The organism is Rhizobium sp. NLR16a (assembly GCF_017948245.1).
Taxonomy (GTDB): Bacteria; Pseudomonadota; Alphaproteobacteria; order Rhizobiales; family Rhizobiaceae; genus Rhizobium.
On record NZ_CP072868.1, the window covers coordinates 473,467 to 489,413 of the forward strand.

Consider the following 15,947-nt stretch of genomic DNA (forward strand, 5'->3'; position numbering starts at 1 on the left):
CATAAAGAGGAAATAAGGCGCAGGTATTACGGATTCCAGCGCAGGAAATTGGCGATCAGGGCGAGGCCGAGCTTCTGGCTCTTTTCCGGGTGAAACTGGGCGCCCACCATGTTGTCGCGCCCGACGAGGGCGGTCATCGGCCCGCCGTAATCGACGGTCGCAATGACATCCTCGGGGTTTTTGGCGGCAAGATGGTAGGAATGCACGAAATAGGCGTGCAACCCCTGCGTCCCGGTGGGAATGCCGTCGAACAGCGGATGTTCGCGCTTCAGGTCGAGCGTGTTCCAGCCGATTTGCGGAATCTTCAACGAGGGATCGTCAGGCGTCATCTCGATGACGTCGCCTGGGATCCAGCCGAAGCCGTGTGTTACGGTTTTCTCGAGGCCACGCGACGACATGAGCTGCATGCCGACACAGATGCCGAGGAAAGGCCGCGCCTTATTCTCGACAGCCTCGATCAGCACCTCGCTCATTCCGGGCACGGCATCCAGGCCGCGCCGGCAATCGGCGTATGCGCCGACGCCCGGCAACACGATACGATCGGCCGCAGCAACGTCCTCCGCCTTATCGGTGAGATCGATATGGGCATCGATGCCCGCCTCGCGCGCGGCCCGCTCGAAAGCCTTGGTCGCCGAACGAAGGTTGCCGGAACCGTAGTCGATAATCGCGACGCGCATCGTCAGCGTCCTCCATCAAAACCAAAGAGACCAAGAGATGTCGCTTGGCCACGCAGCCTGTTTGCACCGGACTTGTTCTGCCAATCCGGTGCGACCGTATCGTCACTGCCCGCAGGCACCGTCTTGTCCGCAAAATAGACCTGCTCGGCAATATCGAGCTTATCGGCTGCAATGAGGGCGTCCTCGTTCCAGCCCTTGGCGGCAAGATTGCGGATGCGACAGTTCTGGCCTTCGAGAGCGACCACTATATTCACGCCCAGCATGATCGCCGCACCCGCCGGCCCCAGACCGGGTTCGTCCATCAGTGCGCCGCCGATTCCCTGCAAGAGAAAAGCCGCAGCCGCATGCAGCCATAGCCGGTGCACCAGAAGCCAAGCCCATGGAAACAGGAGGCCGAGCCAGGTGAAACCGTCGCGAATCGTGCGCACCTCATCGGTCGCTACACTCGCCCCGCCTGGCGGTGTCAGGAAAATATAGCTGGAGGTCATTGTCGCCGCTCCCTGAGGGGCTCAGACGAGCGTGCCCTTCGTCGAGGGAACACGGCCCGCCTGTCTCGGATCGATCTCTGTCGCCGTGCGCAATGCGCGGGCGACCGCCTTGAAGCATGTCTCGGCAATATGGTGGTTGTTGGCGCCATAATGGTTGAGAATATGCAAGGTGATGCCGGCGTTCTGGGCGAGCGCCTGGAAGAATTCGCGCACGAGTTCCGTGTCGAAGGTGCCGATCTTCGGCGCGCTGAAGGCGACATTCCAGACGAGGAACGGGCGACCCGAAAGATCGACCGCCGCCTTGGTCATCGTCTCGTCCATGGCGAGATCGATCGAAGCATAGCGTGTGATGCCTCGCCGATCGCCGAGCGCTTTCGAGATCGCCTGGCCGATCGCAATGCCGGTATCTTCGACCGTATGATGATCGTCGATATGCAGGTCGCCCTTGGCTTCGATGTCCATGTCGATGAGCGAATGCCGCGAAAGTTGGTCGAGCATATGGTCGAAGAAGCCGACGCCGGTCGAAATCTTCGATTTGCCGGTGCCGTCCAGGTTGACGGAAACGGAAATCGACGTCTCGTTGGTCTTGCGGGCAACGCTGCCCGTTCGGCTTGCTTCGGTCTCGGCCATGTGGCCCTCCATCGGAATAAGGCCGTTCCTTATCAGGCGCATCGGCAAATATCCAGAAGCCGCGGAGGAGAAAAGCCCCCATTTGCAATCGGCTCAGGCCTGCTTACATAGGGTTCAACAAGGACCGGCATGCGGTCTCGCGTAAAGGCCCGCCTCATGGGCAGACAGGTGTTTTATGACAACAATCATTACAGTTCGAAAAGGCGGCAAGGTGGTGATGGCGGGCGATGGCCAGGTGAGCCTCGGCCAGACCGTCATGAAGGGCAATGCCCGCAAGGTGCGGCGCATCGGCAAGGGCGAAGTCATCGCCGGTTTCGCCGGCGCCACGGCTGACGCCTTCACCCTGCTCGAAAGGCTTGAAAAGAAGCTGGAACAATATCCCGGTCAGCTGATGCGCGCCGCCGTCGAACTCGCCAAGGACTGGCGTACCGACAAATACCTGCGTAATCTCGAAGCCATGATGCTCGTCGCCGACAAGTCGATCACGCTGGCAATCACCGGCAACGGCGATGTTCTGGAGCCCGAACACGGCACGACGGCGATCGGTTCTGGTGGCAATTTTGCCTTCGCCGCCGCCCGTGCACTGATGGATAGCGACAAATCGGCCGAAGAGGTCGCCCGGCGCGCCCTCGAGATCGCCGCCGACATCTGCGTCTACACCAACCACAATATTGTGGTGGAATCGCTGGATGTCGAAGGCTGAATACCAGGCCTTTCGGCTGCCGCCGCGGCTGACCTGCCGCGGCGAAACAACGAATTGCGGCCGGGCCGATGGCTCCGGACCGCCAGGAGAATGATACGCAATGACGACCTTTTCCCCCCGCGAGATCGTTTCCGAGCTCGATCGCTACATCATCGGCCAGCATGATGCCAAACGCGCCGTCGCGATCGCGCTGCGCAACCGCTGGCGTCGCCAGCAGCTCGACCCGAGCCTGCGCGACGAGGTCATGCCGAAAAACATCCTGATGATCGGCCCAACCGGTGTCGGTAAGACGGAGATCTCCCGGCGTCTGGCAAAACTCGCCGGCGCCCCTTTCATCAAGGTCGAAGCCACCAAGTTCACCGAAGTCGGTTATGTCGGCCGTGATGTCGAGCAGATCATCCGCGATCTGGTCGAGGTCGGCATCGGCCTAGTGCGCGAGAAGAAGCGGGCCGAGGTGCAGGCCAAGGCCCATGTCAGCGCCGAGGAGCGTGTGCTCGATGCGCTGGTCGGCACCACCGCTTCGCCCGCCACCCGCGAAAGTTTCCGCAAGAAGCTCAGGGACGGCGAGCTCGATGACAAGGAAATCGATATCGAGGTGGCCGATGCCGGTTCTGGCATGGGCGGCTTCGAAATACCCGGCATGCCGGGCGGCAATATCGGCGTGCTCAACCTGTCGGAAATGTTCGGCAAGGCGATGGGCGGACGCACCAAGAAGGTGCGCACGACGGTCAAGGCCTCCTATACCGATCTGATCCGCGATGAATCCGACAAGCTGATCGACAACGAGGTGATCCAGCGCGAGGCCGTCCGTTCCACCGAGAACGACGGCATTGTCTTCCTTGACGAGATCGACAAGATCGCCGCCCGCGACGGCGGCATGGGCGCCGGCGTTTCACGCGAAGGTGTCCAGCGCGACCTGCTGCCGCTCGTCGAAGGCACGACGGTTTCGACCAAATACGGCCCTGTGAAGACGGACCATATCCTCTTCATCGCCTCCGGCGCCTTCCATGTCTCCAAACCCTCGGATCTTCTGCCGGAGCTGCAGGGCCGCCTGCCGATCCGCGTCGAGCTGCGTCCGCTGAACAAGGAAGACTTCCGCCGGATCCTGACGGAGACCGAAGCAAGCCTCATCCGCCAGTATCGAGCGCTGATGGAAACCGAAAATCTGAACCTCGATTTCACCGAGGACGCGATCGACGCGCTGGCCGATGTCGCCGTTCACTTGAACTCCTCGGTCGAGAATATCGGCGCACGCCGGTTGCAGACGGTGATGGAGCGGGTGTTGGACGATATTTCCTACAATGCGCCCGATCGGGCCGGGGCAGCCATCACGATCGATGCAGCCTATGTGCGAGAACATGTCGGCGATCTCGCGCAGAATACCGATCTGTCCCGCTTCATTCTGTGATATCGCCGCACCGGTGCATGGCTTTACCGATGTGAATGCCGCATTCTGTTGACCTCGACTATCGACAGCGGGCCTTTTCCTTTTTAGTGAAGGCCCGTTTTGTTTTCCGCTACGGCATTATTCGGCCAAGATTCTGGTCCAGTCAGCCGCATCGCGAACAGGACGATGAACGGACGGGATAGCGGATCGTGCGACGCCTTTTGACAAGCCTTTTGATTGCCGTTGCCCTGGTGAATTCGAAGCCGGCTTTCGCCATGCAGACGGTGCCGGCGGGCAATCGCCATGCCGAGCAGCCCGATATTCCCGGAGCGTCCGTCCGCCGCACCAAGGGCACCAAGAGCAGCTTCGATCTGAAATATGAGAAGGTCCATGAGCTTCTCGCGACCGATCACGAACTGATGGCAAAGATCCGCAAGGTCTCCAGCGCTTATGGCATCAATCCCATCCATGTCATCGGCGCGATCGTCGGTGAACATACCTATAATGTCGACGCCTATGACCGGCTGCAGGCCTATTACGTCAAGGCCGCCTCCTACGCCGGTGAAAGTTTCCGTTTCGCCTATGACGGCGAGAGCGTCGACGATTTCGTCGCTCGGCCCCAATTTGCCGGGTGCAAGGGCAAGAGTGATTCCTACACGCTCTGGTCCTGCCGGGAAGATGTCTGGGAAAGCGATTTCCGCGGCAAGACCGTCGGCGGCGAGAGCTTCCCCAACAATCGCTTCAGTGCGGTCTTCTTTCAGCCCTTTTACGCCGGCCAGACCTTCGGCCTTGGCCAGGTCAATCCCCTGACGGCGCTGATGCTTTCCGATCTCGTCAGCCGCGTCTCCGGCTATCCGAAGCTGAACGAGAAGAATGCCGGCGCCGTCTACAGGGCAATCATGGATCCCGACATCTCGCTCGCTTTCGTCGCCGCCTCGATCCGCAGATCGATCGACGATTACAAAGAGATTGCCGGCATGGACATCTCCGGCAATCCCGGCCTGACGGCGACGCTTTACAATGTCGGCAATTCCCGTCAGCGTGCCGCGGCGCTGGCCGCGAAAAACCGCTCTTCCGGCGCGACCGTTTGGCCCGAAGAGAATTATTACGGCTGGCTGATCAACGACAAGCTGGACGAACTCAAGGGCCTGCTCTAGCTTCAAGCTTGCCGGGAAGGCGTCGCTCTTCCCCGAAAGGCTTTGACGATGGACATGCGTCCGGATCCCTTCGTTCCGCCGGCACCGCTGCCGCGCACCGTGCCGCCGAGCCGGCTTGATATCATCCGCATCATTCTGCGCAACCCGCTCGAACTCTGGGGCGAGCCCTCCTACACGCTGCCCTGGATCAAGACGAGCTTCTTCGGGCAACACACCCTGATCGTCAACGATCCCGGCTTGATCAAGCACATACTGGTCGACAATGCCGCCAATTACCGCATGTCCGACATTCGCCAGCTGGTGCTGCGGCCAATCCTGCGTGACGGGTTGTTGACGGCGGAAGGCCAGGTCTGGAAGCGATCGAGAAAGGCGGTCGCGCCGGTCTTCACGCCGCGCCACGCCAAAGGTTTTGCCGGCCAGATGCTGCGGCAATCGGAAGATTTTGTCCGCAAATACGCGAACGTCGATGCGGATGGCCAGGACTTCGACATTGCCACCGATATGACTGATCTGACCTTTGCGATTCTTGCCGAGACGCTCTTTTCCGGCGAAATCATTTCGTCGAGCGGCCATTTCGCCGACGACGTCAACCAGCTTCTCCACCGCATGGGCCGCGTCGACCCGATGGACCTGCTGCGCGCGCCCTCCTGGGTGCCGCGTCTCACCCGCATTGGCGGCCAGAAGGTGCTCGAGAAATTCAGGGCGATCGTTCGCGACACCATGGATATGCGTCTGGCGAAGATGAAGGCCGATCGCGCCGCCGCACCGGAAGATTTTCTGACGCTGCTCCTGGAACAGGCCGGTCCGGATGGCCTCACCAAGGAGGAGATCGAGGACAATATCCTGACTTTCATCGGAGCCGGTCACGAGACGACCGCGCGTGCGCTTGCCTGGACGCTCTATTGTGTCGCCAACAGCCCGCATATTCGCGAGGCGATGGAGACGGAGATCGATGCCGTCCTGGCGACTGGAGCCGAACCTGTGGAATGGCTAGATCTGATGCCAGTGACACGGGCGGCCTTCGAAGAGGCTCTCAGGCTCTATCCGCCCGCACCTTCCATCAACCGCGCCGCGATCGCTGATGATCTCTGGATAAACGCCAAGGGCGAAAGGATCGAAATACCGGCCGACATCACCGTGCTCATCATGCCCTGGACGCTGCATCGCCACGAACTTTATTGGGAAAAGCCGCGCGCCTATATGCCGGAGCGCTTCCTGCCGGAAAACCGCGGCAGCATCGGCCGGTTCCAGTTTCTGCCGTTCGGCGCCGGCCCGCGCGTCTGCATCGGCGCGACCTTCGCGCTGCAGGAGGCGGTGATCGCACTGGCGGTCATGATGCACCGTTTCCGTTTCGATCAGACGGCAGCCACCAATCCCTGGCCGGTGCAGAAGCTGACGACTCAGCCGCAGAACGGGCTTCCCATGCGCGTGACGTCGCGCATAATTTCCCGAACGGCATAAATCTTTCGAACCATTGCAGAATTGACTGTGAATGAAAGGCGGGCAAAGTGGCAGCATTCACAGGCGTTGCCAAGGAGAATATCGCATGAGCCGCATTGATAAGAACGGTCTTGCCATCGAAACCGTCCTTCACGATTTCCTGATGCAGGAGGTTCTGCCGGGTCTGGCGATCGATGTGGACAGATTCTTTGCCGATTTTTCGGCAATCGTCCACGATCTCGCCCCACGCAATCGCGCACTGCTGGCCAAACGCGACGAGCTGCAGACGAAGATTGATGACTGGTATCGCCAGCATGGCGCCCCGTCGGATATGGACGAATATCAGTCCTTTCTCCGCAGCATCGGCTACCTCCTGCCGGAAGGGTCAGACTTCCAGGTCTCAACCGGAAACGTCGATCCCGAGATCGCCTCCATCGCCGGTCCGCAGCTCGTCGTTCCCGTGATGAACGCCCGCTACGCCCTGAACGCCGCAAACGCTCGCTGGGGCTCGCTCTATGATGCGCTCTATGGCACCGACGCCATTCCCGAGAGCGACGGCGCCGAGAAGGGCAAGGGCTATAATCCAAAGCGCGGCGAAAAGGTCATCGCCTGGGTGCGAGATTTCCTCGATACGGCGGCGCCGCTACAGGACAGCAGCTGGAAGGATGTCGGCAGCTTCGCCGTTAAGGACGGAACGCTCGTTATCAGATCGGTCGACGGCGAGCAGACAATGCTCAGAGACCGCGGGCATTTTGCCGGCTATCGCGGCGATGCCGCGGCGCCGAGCCATGTTCTCCTGAAGAACAACGGCATTCATATCGATATCGTCATCGATCCGACAACGGCGATCGGTAAGGCCGATCCGGCCCATATTTCCGATGTCTGGCTGGAATCGGCGATCACCACGATCATGGACTGCGAGGATTCGATTGCCGCCGTCGACGCCGAGGATAAGGTCATCGTCTATCGCAACTGGCTCGGCCTGATGAAGGGCGATCTGCAGGAAGAGGTGGCAAAGGGCGGAACGACCTTCGTCCGCAAGCTCAACCCGGATCTGGACTATACCGGCCCGGATGGCACTTCGTTCGAAGTACATCGCCGTTCGTTGATGCTGGTGCGCAATGTCGGCCACCTCATGACCAATCCCGCGATCCTCGACAAGGACGGCAACGAAGTGCCTGAGGGCATCATGGATGCCGTCATCACTGCTCTGATCGCGCTTTACGATATCGGTCCCGCCGGCCGGAAGAAGAATTCCCGCACCGGCTCCATATATGTGGTGAAGCCGAAGATGCATGGGCCAGAAGAGGTCGCCTTCGCCGTCGAGATTTTCTCTCGGGTTGAAGACGCGCTCGGCATGGCGCGCAACACCATCAAGATGGGCATCATGGACGAGGAGCGGCGCACGACGGTCAACCTCAAGGAGTGCATTCGTGCCGCCCGCGAGCGCGTCGTCTTCATCAATACCGGTTTCCTCGACCGCACCGGCGATGAGATCCACACCTCGATGGAAGCCGGTCCGATGATTCGCAAGGGCGATATGCGCCAGGCAGCGTGGATATCGGCCTATGAGAACTGGAACGTTGATATCGGCCTGGAATGCGGCCTTTCCGGCCATGCGCAGATCGGCAAGGGCATGTGGGCGATGCCGGACCTGATGGCGGCGATGCTGGAACAGAAGATCGCCCATCCCAAGGCCGGCGCCAATACCGCCTGGGTGCCTTCGCCGACGGCTGCAACCCTGCATGCCACCCACTATCACCGCGTCAACGTCGCCAAGGTCCAGCAGGGGCTGAAGGACCGTGCTCGCGCCAGACTTTCCGACATTCTCTCCGTGCCGGTTGCGGTGCGGCCGAACTGGACGCCGGAGGAAATCCAGCGAGAGCTCGACAACAATGCTCAGGGTATCCTCGGCTATGTCGTGCGCTGGATCGATCAGGGCGTCGGCTGCTCGAAAGTGCCCGACATCAACAATATCGGCCTGATGGAGGATCGCGCGACCTTGCGCATTTCGGCCCAGCACATGGCAAATTGGCTGCATCACCAAGTCGTCACCGAAGCTCAAATCGTCGAAACGATGAAACGCATGGCTGCCATCGTCGACCGACAGAACGAATCCGATCCGGCCTACCGCCCAATGGCCGGCAATTTCGATGATTCGATTGCCTTCCAGGCCGCCCTCGATCTCGTCCTGAAGGGCAGGGAGCAACCGAACGGCTATACGGAACCGGTGCTTCACCGCCGCCGTCTCGAGCTCAAGGCGAAGCAATCGGCGTGACCGAGAATACGAAAAGGCCGCCGGGACGACAGTCCGGCGGCCTTTTTTACACCGAATTCGGTATCTACCTTACTGGATGACGATGACCTTGGAGGTCCCCTTGCCGGGGCGGACGCGGCTGTAGAGGTCGATGACGTCCTGGTTCATCAGGCGAATGCAGCCCGAGGAAGCGGCGGTGCCGATCGAAGCCCATTCCGGCGTGCCGTGCAGGCGGAACAGGGTGTCCTTGCCGTCGTCGTTGAAGAGATACATGGCGCGCGCGCCGAGAGGATTGCTGAGACCGGGGCCCATGCCCTCCTCGACGTATTTGGCGACGTCGGGGCGGCGTTCAGCCATTTCCTTCGGTGGGTGCCAGGTCGGCCATTCCTGCTTCCAGGCGACATAGGCGGTGCCGGCCCATGCGAAGCCCTGCTTGCCGACGCCGATGCCGTAGCGCATCGCCTTGCCGTTCGGCAGGATGTAATAGAGGAAACGCTCGCGCGTGTTGACGATGATGGTGCCGGGACGCTCGGTGGTTTGGTAGCTGACGACCTGGCGGCGGAACTGCGGCTTGACCCTGTCGATCGGGATCGCCGGCAGGGAGTATCCGGCATCCTTCGTCACGCCATAGGCGTCGTTGAAGATTTGAGCTGTCTGTACCGTCGGGCCTGCACCCTTGTCGTCGACGGATGCGCTTTCGGAATTAGTGGAGCAGCCGGCCAGTGCGAGCGTCGTCAGCAGGCCAAATACAGGGAATGCATTGCGGATGCGCATAGATAACTCTTGAAGTTTTTGGGCGAGGAGAACAGTCTTTCGACCATCGTTGATTATGGTTTATTTTCGATTAACTTGCGCTTTGCAAGGCTACTGTGGCGCGACGAATTCGTCTGCTGCGCAAATTAAAAGCGCATGGTTTTTTTGCAACAACACACACGGCTCTGCGACGGTTATCCATGACGATTTTGAGCGTTTACAATAACAATCCGTTAATCGATGGCCGGCAATCGGACAGGGCCATGATGGTGCGGCGCGGGACGCAGATATTGCTGCATGAAATGCGCCATGCCGTGCTACCCGAACTGCCGCTCGCCAGCGGCCGCCGCGCCGATCTGATCACGCTTTCGGAAAAGGGCGAAGTCTGGATTATCGAAATCAAGACATCGATCGAGGATTTCCGGGTGGATCGCAAATGGCCGGAATACAGACTGCATTGCGACCGCCTGTTCTTTGCGACACATGAAGGTGTGCCGCTCGACATCTTTCCGGAGGAATGCGGGCTCTTCCTCTCGGATGGCTATGGCGCCCACATGATTCGCGAGGCGCCGGAACACCGCATGGCACCAGCCACGCGCAAATCCGTCACGCTCAGTTTCTCGCGCGCCGCCGCGCAAAGGCTGATGATGGCCGAATGGGCGAACGGAAAACCGTTCACCGTGGATGATGTCTGACGAAGGTTTCGTCTATTTCGGCGCGCGTTTGGCAAGGATGCGCTGCAGCGTTCGCCGATGCATGTTGAGCCGGCGTGCCGTTTCCGAGACATTGCGCTCGCACATTTCATAGACCCGCTGGATGTGTTCCCAGCGAACCCGATCGGCCGACATCGGATTCTCGGGAAGTTCCGCTTTTTCACCCGGCCGTTGCGTCAGCGCCGAAAAGACATCGTCGGCATCCGCGGGCTTGGCCAGATAATCGACGGCTCCAAGTTTTACGGCCGTCACCGCTGTTGCGATATTGCCGTAGCCGGTCAGCACGATGATCCGGGTATCGTCGCGCCGCTGGCGGATCGCTTCGATGACGTCAAGCCCGTTGCCGTCGCCGAGGCGAAGGTCGACCACCGCATATTTCGGCGGCCTGCTTTTCGATTTCGCAACACCTTCCGCCACTGAGTCGGCCGTCTCCACCTCGAAGCCGCGCGTCTCCATCGCCCGTGCAAGACGGCGCAGGAACGGCCCGTCATCGTCGACGATCAGCAAGCTGGCGTCGGGCCCGATATGGTTTTCGTCCGATGCGGCGAAATTTCCGTGAGTCTGTTCTGTCATCGTCTCGGGTCCCGGCGGTTGCGCCTGATCCTGGTCAACCGTTCTCATTCTACTTATGCCCACAAACTCATTTTGTCGAATTTGCGTCGATCAGCATTCGCGGCCATTCGATGCGGATGCGCGCGCCGGCTCTTTCCGGCTCGCGGTTCTCGAAAACCAGCGATGCGCCCGAGCGCTCCAGCAGCGTCTTGGCGATGAAAAGGCCGAGCCCGAGGCCGCCGGCCGTATCTTCCTTCTGCCGCCTGGTCACATAGGGCTCGCCGATTCGCGTTAGGATGTCAGGCGAATAACCATTGCCGTCGTCCTCGATGACGATCAGCACTTTGTCGTGATCGTGTTCGACGGTGATGGTCACCTTCTCCCTGGCATAATCGACGGCATTTTCGATGAGGTTTCCGAGCCCGTACATGATGCCGGCATTGCGGTCGGTGACCGGCTCGTTCTTGCGCGGGCTTTTTTCGATGAGCTCGAGCGTGATGCCGAATTCCCGGTGCGGCGCGACGACCTCTTCGATCATCGAGGAAAGCGGTAGCCGGCGCATATGCGCCTCGCCTTCGGAGGAGAGCGTCGTCAGCCGCCGCAGAATATCACGGCAGCGTTCGCTCTGGCTCCGCAGCAGCATGACATCCTCGCGGAAGCGATCATCGTCCTTGAGCTCGCGTTCCATTTCCTTGGCGACGACGCTGATCGTGGCAAGCGGCGTGCCGAGTTCATGAGCGGCGGCCGCGGCCAGGCCGTCAAGCTGCGAAAGATGCTTTTCCCGCTGCAGCACCAGTTCGGTCGCGGCCAGCGCGTCGGCAAGCTGGCTTGCTTCCATCGAGACGCGATAGGCATAGAAGGCGGCAAAGGCCATCGTCGAGGCGATCGAGCACCAGACGCCGAACTGCATGACGTTATGGACATTGATCTCGACCCCGTCGAACCAGGGCAGCGGGAAAGGCGAAAAGGCAAGCACGGTAATGCAGGCCATCGCAAAGCCGATCAGCGCCGTGCTGTAGCGGATCGGCTGTGAGGCAAAGGAGATGATAACAGGCACGCAGACGAGTGCGGCGAAGGGATTGGCGAGGCCCCCGGTGATGAAGAGCAGCGCGCAGAGCTGCAGGAGGTCGAAGCCGAGCAGCGCGAAGGCGGCGGGCGGCTCCAGCCGGTGCGTCGGCGGATAGCGGATCGTCAGGTAGAAATTCACCCAGGCAAGCGCAGCGATCAGCGAAGAGCTGGCGATCAGCGGCAAGGGAAATTTCAGCCAGAAGGCGACGATGAACACTGTCAGCGCCTGGCCGCCGACCGCAAGCCAGCGCAGCCGCACCAGCGTCTGCAGCCGCAGCCTGCGGCTGCTGTGCCGGTCTTCCAGCGTATGGCTTTGCGTCTTGTCGATCACGCCGGGCTTGTCGATCATGCCGGGGCTCCTTGATGGCTCTCATGTACCACGTGGTTTTGCCCGTGTCGTCGGCAACGCCTCTTCTGGCCGCTCCGGCCAGGGATGGCGGGGATAGCGCCCGCGCATCTCTGCGCGTACGTCCTTCCACGAGCCCGCCCAGAAGCCGGGCAGGTCGCGCGTCGTCTGGATCGGCCGGTGCGCCGGCGACGTCAGCTCCAGGAGCAGCGGCAGGCGGCCTCCGGCGACCGCTGGATGTTGTTTGAGCCCGAACAACTCCTGCACCCGGATCGTCAAGACCGGCTCCTCACCCTCATATTGGATAGGATGTCTTTGACCGGTCGGCGCCTCGAAATGCGTCGGCGCAAGCCGGCTAAGATCGCGCTGCAGCTCGTGCGGCACCAGCGACATCAGCCCGTTCGAAAGCCCTGCCGCAGAAATCTCGGAGAGGCTTCGGGCGTCTTCCTGGAAGGGAGCAAACCATTCCTCCAGCCGGGAAAGCAGAGCATCGTCGCTGACATCGGGCCAGGGATCACCGATCGTCCGATAAAGGAAACCGATCCGTTCGCGAAGCTGCAGGGCTTCCTTCGAGAAGGCGAGCTGATCGAGCCCCAGTTCGCGCACGCCCTCCATCAGCGCCTGAGTGACGGCGGCCCCGGAGGGACGCGGCAACGGCGTCTCTTCGAAGACGATCGAGCCGAGCCGGGTTGCCCGCCGCGCTCGCACCTGCCGGCTTTGGCGGTCGAAGAATGTCTGGTCATCGGTTCTGATCTCGCCAGGCAGTTCGGCCTCGATATCCGCACGCGTCACTTCGGCCGCCGCCAGAATCCGCCCCTGTGCCGCACGCCCGGTGAGATCGGCGATGACGAGCATCTGGCTGCCGGCGAGCCTCTCGGTTTCCGGCAGTTCCGCTCCCCGCCCGTTCGCCATGACGAATCGCCCGCGCCCGCCGCGCTGAAGCGCGATCCGATCCGGGAAAGCATGCAGCAGCAGCTGACCCGCCAGTACAGGTGCGGCAGTGGTGACGGTATCGAGGCCGGCGGCCAGCCGCCCCGCCAGCCGCCGCGAGGCGTCGGCTCTTTCGCCGCGCTCGGCCTTGAAGCGCCGCAGCCGGTCCTCAATGTCGACGCTCGGTCCGCCAAGCCCCTGTTCGGTCAGGAGCAGGGCAATCATCGCCGCCTCCCGGGCATGGCCCGACTCGCCTGATGAAACGACCATGGCGGCAAGCCGCGGCGGCAGAGCGAGATTGCGCATCATCTTACCGCGGACGGTCAACGCGCCATCCTTGTCGAGCGCTCCCAACTGGCCGAGCAGCGCCCGTGCCTCCTTAAGCGTCGTTTCCGGCGGCTGATCGACGAAGGCAAGAGATGCCGGATCCTGGACGCCCCAATGGGCGAGATCGAGCACCAGGCCGGCGAGATCGCTGGAGAGGATCTGCGGCGGCGTGAAAGCCGGCAGTGCCGCCGTCTGCCCCTGGTGCCAAAGCCGAATGGCGATGCCAGGCTCCGTTCGTCCCGCGCGGCCGGCCCGCTGATCGGCGGAGGCCCGCGACACCCGCACCGTCTCGAGCCGTGTAATCCCGGTCGAGGCTTCGAAGACCGGCAGACGCTGCAATCCGCTGTCGATCACGATTCGGACGCCGTCGATGGTGATCGAGGTTTCGGCGATCGAGGTGGCGAGGACGATCTTACGCGTCCCCTTCGGCGCTGGCCGGATCGCTGCATCCTGCTCCTTCTGACTGAGATTGCCATAGAGAGGCGCAATCAAGGTTTCAGGGCCGAATCGCCCCTGCAGGCGCTCCACGGTGCGCGTGATTTCCGCCTGGCCGGGCAGGAAGGCGAGGATAGAGCCGTCCTCGTCGGCATGTGCCTCGATAATCGCCCGCGTGACGGCATCCTCGATGCGCTCGCCGCCAGGCCGGTGTTGATAGCGGATATCGATCGGAAAGCTGCGCCCCAGGCTCTCGATGACAGGCGGATGATCGAGCAAGGCGGCCACACGCTCCACGTCGAGCGTCGCCGACATCACCAGGATGCGCAGATCCTCGCGGAGCGCTGATTGCACGTCGAGCGCCAGCGCCAGCCCGAAATCGGCATCGAGCGACCGCTCATGGAATTCGTCGAAAAGCACGGTCGAGACGCCGGTCAGTTCTGGATCGTCGAGGATCATTCGGGCGAAAACCCCTTCGGTCACCACCTCGACCCGGGTCGCCGCCGATATCCTGCTGTCGAGGCGCATGCGGTAGCCGATCGTCTCGCCCACCTGCTCGCCGATGAGTGACGCCATCCGGCTTGCTGCGGCTCGCGCCGCCAGCCGCCGCGGTTCGAGCAGGATGATCTTGCCGTCGCCGCGCCAGGCCTGATCGAGCAGGTAGAGCGGCACCAGCGTCGTCTTGCCGGCGCCTGGCGGAGCGGAAAGAACGGCGCGTCTCTGCTCGGTCAGCGCCGCCGCGACGGCGGGCAGGACATGCGAAACCGGAAGCTCCGGCAATGATGCACTGATCGTCACTTGCGGCCCGCCACCGTCTGATAGGCAAGGATGGCGCCGGCGAGATCCTCGAGTGCTGCGCCGACCGACTTGAACAGCGTGATTTCCTCGTCATGGCTCCGCCCTCCATGGGCGCCGCTCACGAGTTCCGCAAGCTCCGATTGGATGTCGTTCATGTCCAACAGGCCACTTTTCATCGGCTGAACGATGTCGCCGGCCTCGCTGGTGGCGCCCGCGCGGGTATCGACATGGACCGAAGCGCGGCGAATGGCTTCGTCGTCACTTTCGCGCATGCTTGGTTTGAACGCGCCGACGAGGTCGAGATGTGCGCCGGGCTTCAACCATTCCCCCGATATGAGCGGTGCGCTGGAAAGCGTGGCGCAGGAAATGATGTCGGCGGTCCGCGCCGCCGCTTCCCTATCGGCCACCGCCTCGGCATCGAGGCCCAGCGCCCGCGCTTCCGCCGCGATCTTCTCCGCCGCTTGCGCGTTGCGTCCCCAGATCCTGTATCTCTGGATGGGCCGCGTCACGCCGTGGGCGAGCATCAGGTTGAGCGACAGCCGCCCGGTTCCGCAGACGAGCATTTCCTCCGCATTCGGGCGGGCGAGATAACGGGCGGCGAGCGCCGATGCCGCCGCTGTCCGCCGCGCCGTCAGTTCGGCGCCGTCGATCACGGCCAGCATCTCGCCGGTTGCGCCCGAGGAAAGAAGATAGGTTCCTGAGATTGCCGGCAGGCTTCGCCGCGCATTGCCGGGAAAGACCGAAACCACCTTCACCCCGGCATAACGACCGGGAACCCAGGCCGGCATCAGAAGCAGCGTTGCACTCTCTTCCCCGGGCACGTCCATCTCGTGGTGATGACGCACCGGCATCACGCATTCGCTCGCAAACATGGCGGCGATCGCTTCGATCAGCTCACGCCAAGGCAGGGCTGCGCGCGTCTGTTCTTCGTTGAGGACAAGCATTTTTCACTCCGGCGGATCGTTTTCTCCCCGGCAAACTAGCGAGTGCCGTGCGTGGGAGGCAAGCGCCCTGGAATTTCATCTGGCGGCTTCCCATATAGGTCATGGCTTCGCCGTCGAAGCGATTTATCGAGGTTCGGCGAAAACGAATCCCCAGAACTGCCAGATCCGGCAGTAAATTTGCGCGATTTCGAACGGCAAGCCAAAAACCCTTTACGAATCAGCCTGTTACAAAAATGTCAAAAAACTTTTGGAATGGCAGTTGACTTAGAAAAGGGGAAGGTTCTATAAGCCCACTCACTGAACGAGGGCGGCGGCGCTGCTGGCGACGAAGTCTTTCGTTCT

General features: G+C 61.6%; 14 protein-coding genes. 6 read left to right on the forward strand and 8 right to left on the reverse strand.

Features of this window, described 5'->3' with window-relative positions; all coding sequences use genetic code 11:
- Nucleotides 1-26: 26 nt before the first annotated feature.
- The 3 genes from hisH to hisB are packed head-to-tail and all read right to left on the reverse strand — an operon-like array spanning nt 27 to nt 1,795.
- Nucleotides 27-677, reverse strand: a complete 651-nt coding sequence (gene hisH, locus J7U39_RS26945) for an imidazole glycerol phosphate synthase subunit HisH (protein WP_210632829.1) — start codon at nt 675-677, stop codon at nt 27-29.
- A gap of 2 nt (nt 678-679) precedes the next feature.
- Nucleotides 680-1,165, reverse strand: coding sequence for a DUF2628 domain-containing protein (locus J7U39_RS26950; RefSeq protein ID WP_210632830.1), 486 nt, complete (start codon nt 1,163-1,165; stop codon nt 680-682).
- Between the two features lie 21 nt (nt 1,166-1,186).
- Nucleotides 1,187-1,795: an imidazoleglycerol-phosphate dehydratase HisB gene (hisB, locus tag J7U39_RS26955; protein WP_210632831.1), complete on the reverse strand. Its 609-nt coding sequence runs from the start codon at nt 1,793-1,795 to the stop codon at nt 1,187-1,189.
- A 175-nt stretch (nt 1,796-1,970) separates the two neighbouring features.
- Here hisB and hslV point away from each other — a divergent pair, with 175 nt between their 5' ends.
- From hslV to J7U39_RS26980, 5 genes are all read left to right on the forward strand, one after another.
- Complete coding sequence (gene hslV / locus J7U39_RS26960; RefSeq protein WP_210632832.1) at nt 1,971-2,498, forward strand: ATP-dependent protease subunit HslV; 528 nt, start codon at nt 1,971-1,973, stop codon at nt 2,496-2,498.
- A gap of 100 nt (nt 2,499-2,598) precedes the next feature.
- Nucleotides 2,599-3,906, forward strand: a complete 1,308-nt coding sequence (hslU, locus tag J7U39_RS26965) for an ATP-dependent protease ATPase subunit HslU (RefSeq protein ID WP_210632833.1) — start codon at nt 2,599-2,601, stop codon at nt 3,904-3,906.
- A gap of 188 nt (nt 3,907-4,094) precedes the next feature.
- Complete coding sequence (locus J7U39_RS26970; protein ID WP_210632834.1) at nt 4,095-5,042, forward strand: DUF1402 family protein; 948 nt, start codon at nt 4,095-4,097, stop codon at nt 5,040-5,042.
- A gap of 48 nt (nt 5,043-5,090) precedes the next feature.
- Entirely contained in the window at nt 5,091-6,503 is a 1,413-nt protein-coding gene (locus J7U39_RS26975) for a cytochrome P450 (RefSeq protein ID WP_210632835.1), read from the forward strand.
- Between the two features lie 85 nt (nt 6,504-6,588).
- Nucleotides 6,589-8,760, forward strand: a complete 2,172-nt coding sequence (locus tag J7U39_RS26980) for a malate synthase G (protein ID WP_210632836.1) — start codon at nt 6,589-6,591, stop codon at nt 8,758-8,760.
- Nucleotides 8,761-8,829: 69 nt separating this feature from the next.
- Here J7U39_RS26980 and J7U39_RS26985 read toward each other — a convergent pair whose 3' ends face one another.
- Nucleotides 8,830-9,513: a L,D-transpeptidase family protein gene (locus J7U39_RS26985; protein WP_011423457.1), complete on the reverse strand. Its 684-nt coding sequence runs from the start codon at nt 9,511-9,513 to the stop codon at nt 8,830-8,832.
- A 179-nt stretch (nt 9,514-9,692) separates the two neighbouring features.
- Here J7U39_RS26985 and J7U39_RS26990 point away from each other — a divergent pair, with 179 nt between their 5' ends.
- The gene (locus tag J7U39_RS26990; RefSeq protein ID WP_011423458.1) at nt 9,693-10,187 is read left to right on the forward strand and encodes an MmcB family DNA repair protein; all 495 of its coding nucleotides are present in this window, start codon (nt 9,693-9,695) and stop codon (nt 10,185-10,187) included.
- A gap of 12 nt (nt 10,188-10,199) precedes the next feature.
- Here J7U39_RS26990 and J7U39_RS26995 read toward each other — a convergent pair whose 3' ends face one another.
- From J7U39_RS26995 to J7U39_RS27010, 4 genes are all read right to left on the reverse strand, one after another.
- Nucleotides 10,200-10,778, reverse strand: coding sequence for an ActR/PrrA/RegA family redox response regulator transcription factor (locus J7U39_RS26995; protein ID WP_210632837.1), 579 nt, complete (start codon nt 10,776-10,778; stop codon nt 10,200-10,202).
- 67 nt (nt 10,779-10,845) lie between these two features.
- Entirely contained in the window at nt 10,846-12,174 is a 1,329-nt protein-coding gene (locus tag J7U39_RS27000; RefSeq protein WP_210632838.1) for an ActS/PrrB/RegB family redox-sensitive histidine kinase, read from the reverse strand.
- A 21-nt stretch (nt 12,175-12,195) separates the two neighbouring features.
- A complete protein-coding gene (hrpB, locus tag J7U39_RS27005) occupies nt 12,196-14,661 on the reverse strand; it encodes an ATP-dependent helicase HrpB (protein WP_210632839.1) in 2,466 nt (821 codons plus the stop codon).
- Complete coding sequence (locus tag J7U39_RS27010) at nt 14,658-15,605, reverse strand: ornithine cyclodeaminase family protein (RefSeq protein WP_210632840.1); 948 nt, start codon at nt 15,603-15,605, stop codon at nt 14,658-14,660. Before J7U39_RS27010 ends, hrpB begins: the two co-directional genes overlap by 4 nt.
- Nucleotides 15,606-15,947 lie beyond the last annotated feature (342 nt).